A 2,558-nucleotide genomic window follows, 5' to 3' on the forward strand; every position below is an offset into this window, starting at 1 on the left:
TAAGTGTCTTTTTTTGTTTATATATTTGTCTGATTTAATTATACAATTCAGGAATTAAAATACTTTATATGGTAATTTCAATATGTTTAATAAAATAACTATCACAACATATTAATTACTAATAAACTCTTTTCTGTATTTTTTAAAATAAATCTAATTGCACATATATTCCATTATGTGTATTATATAAATAAATATTACATTAAACATAATGGAAATAGGTTTCTCTCTCGTTAACATAATCGTATATTCAATAAGTACTTCGATATTGTTATTTATTGAATATAAAATCTAATATTACTAGATTAAGAAAGGGGTTTGCCTTATGATAAAAAAATATATTGTTCCTACTTTACTTATTATTTTTGCTTTTGCTTTGTTAGTAGGAAGTATCCGAATGTTTATAAATTCTTTAAAAGATTCAGCAACTAACTTAAGTATTGATTCTTTGGAACCATTCAATGAGGTGATTCACGCTCCAGATAGCTATAGGATACTTGATTTTGACAAATGGACAGAAGATGGATCTCCTGCTAAGGTATCACAAGTAGAAAATTCTCACATATCTGTTATAGAAGATAGAATTGAATCAGTTCAAAAAATAACAGATATTTTAAATGAAAAAACATTTATACCTATTTTAAAGGAAGAATTCGATATTAATTATAGTGATTCAAACAATATAGTTAAATTCTGGCTTTCAACATACATTGATTGCGAGGCTTCAAAGGTAGACTTTTATCCTTATAACGTATTTATAGATACAGATCTTAATTTATATGTAGAAACTGCAAAAAAAGGTGATCTTAGGTATTTAAAAAGTTCTATAACTGAAGATGAATATAGAGTTATTGTAGATTCGTATAATACTTTATTTAAAGAAAAAGAAGTAGCATAAGCTACTTTTTTCAGATTATAGACATCCGTTATCTATTTTTTATATAAACTTATTGACATTTATATTTTATTTATGCAATATGGATAATAATACCAATAAATAAAATGAAATTAATGGGGGAATTTTGAGATGAAAGAAATATTTAAAATTTCGTTACTATTATCGATAATAGTACTATCATTAAGTACTATTGGATGTAGCGATATAGATAGTCAAGATGAAAATAATCCTGAAATAAATAATAAAGAAAAACAAGAGATATCTCTTGCAGATATACTTGATAGAGATAATGTAACTCCCAATGAACTAGAAAATGTATCTCCTACTTTTGATGAGCTAGAAAATGCTGCAATAAATTATCTTGGCAAAGATTCAGAATCAGATACTAAGTCTAATTATGTAATCTATGCTAATGACTACATAGAAGTACCGATTAGTTTACAAGGTACTTTCCCTGATATATCAGAACTTAACGAAGATGAAATCAATAATGATATAAAAAAAGTAAAGTATTTAAATGCTTTTTATAAATTTATTAAAAATGAATATAGTAACTTCATAGCAACAAATTTAACAAAAGAAAATGTATTGGATGATTTTAATAAACTTGAGATGAAATATAAAGAATTTATACATAGATCTTATATAGAAGGTAAATCAGAGCAATCTATGATGGCTTATTTTGATATGACTATAGCAGTTCATAAAGAAGGAATCTATGTCCGTGATTTAATAGATATCAACAAAAACAAAAAAAATAAATCAGAAAGAAAAAGTATTCTTGATGAAATCAATAAAAGTCATTCAGAGGTTAGATCAAATAATGATATAAAACTTCAAAATTATTATAAAAATATTATAGAAAAAGTATCATAAAAATTTAAATATATTATTTATATACATAGCAATAAAAATAATTAATCATAAGTTCCTATTTTTATAAAAAGTATTTAGTCCTACATATGTGATATAATATTATTAATCGTATAATCTATATAAAAGCAGATGAGAATTGTGGTATACAAAAATAATAGGTGTATTTTTTATAATTTTAATTAATTTATATATTTTTTAAGGGGGAATAAAATATGGATATTTTATTTAAAAATAGTTTTATATTAACTGAAAAACTTATTTTAGAATGCCGTGTAGCTTTTATTAGTAAATGGGATAAATTTTTTTCACTATTATTCTTATTTACATCATTATTTGGTTTTATTTATTCAGAAAGTAATTTAACCACTAAATTTATTTCTATATATCTTATGTTTATGTGTGTTTATCTAATATTTATCTTGCCTACATTACGATCAAAAAAGATGTATAAGCGATATTTAGCTATTAATAATTATGAACAACTCCTTGAATCTGTTAATTTTTATAATGATATATTTGAAGTTATTTCATCAAACGGATCAAGAGTTTCCATCTCTTATAAAAACCTAAAAAAAATTTATAATAGAAATAATATGCTAATTTTTTTATGTAAAGAGGATATATTAGTTTTTATAAAAAAAGATGGATTTGAACATGGAACATATAATGATTTTAAGAATTTTATATTATCTAAATCTAACTTGCGTTTTTAATTTTAGATAATATAAAATTAATACCCAAATAATACTATATTATAGATCAAATCTATAATATTAAAACAAGA

At 22.5% G+C, this 2,558-nt stretch carries 3 protein-coding genes; all 3 read left to right on the forward strand.

Annotated features, from left to right (window positions below; all coding sequences use genetic code 11):
* The first annotated feature begins 397 nt into the window (after positions 1–397).
* Entirely contained in the window at positions 398–898 is a 501-nt protein-coding gene (locus Q5F54_RS12905) for a hypothetical protein (protein ID WP_302334566.1), read from the forward strand.
* Between the two features lie 129 nt (positions 899–1,027).
* Positions 1,028–1,774: a hypothetical protein gene (locus Q5F54_RS12910; RefSeq protein ID WP_302334567.1), complete on the forward strand. Its 747-nt coding sequence runs from the start codon at positions 1,028–1,030 to the stop codon at positions 1,772–1,774.
* A gap of 212 nt (positions 1,775–1,986) precedes the next feature.
* Complete coding sequence (locus tag Q5F54_RS12915) at positions 1,987–2,487, forward strand: YcxB family protein (protein ID WP_288306357.1); 501 nt, start codon at positions 1,987–1,989, stop codon at positions 2,485–2,487.
* Positions 2,488–2,558 lie beyond the last annotated feature (71 nt).

This window comes from uncultured Romboutsia sp., from assembly GCF_958366745.1.
GTDB lineage: Bacteria > Bacillota > Clostridia > Peptostreptococcales > Peptostreptococcaceae > Romboutsia > Romboutsia timonensis.

Excerpts from the sequence above, each read along its gene's own strand:
- Q5F54_RS12905 (WP_302334566.1), top strand. The coding sequence starts at position 398 with ATGTTTATAAATTCTTTAAAAGATTCAGCAACTAACTTAAGTATTGAT.
- Q5F54_RS12910 (WP_302334567.1), top strand. The coding sequence starts at position 1,028 with ATGAAAGAAATATTTAAAATTTCGTTACTATTATCGATAATAGTACTA.
- Q5F54_RS12915 (WP_288306357.1), top strand. The coding sequence starts at position 1,987 with ATGGATATTTTATTTAAAAATAGTTTTATATTAACTGAAAAACTTATT.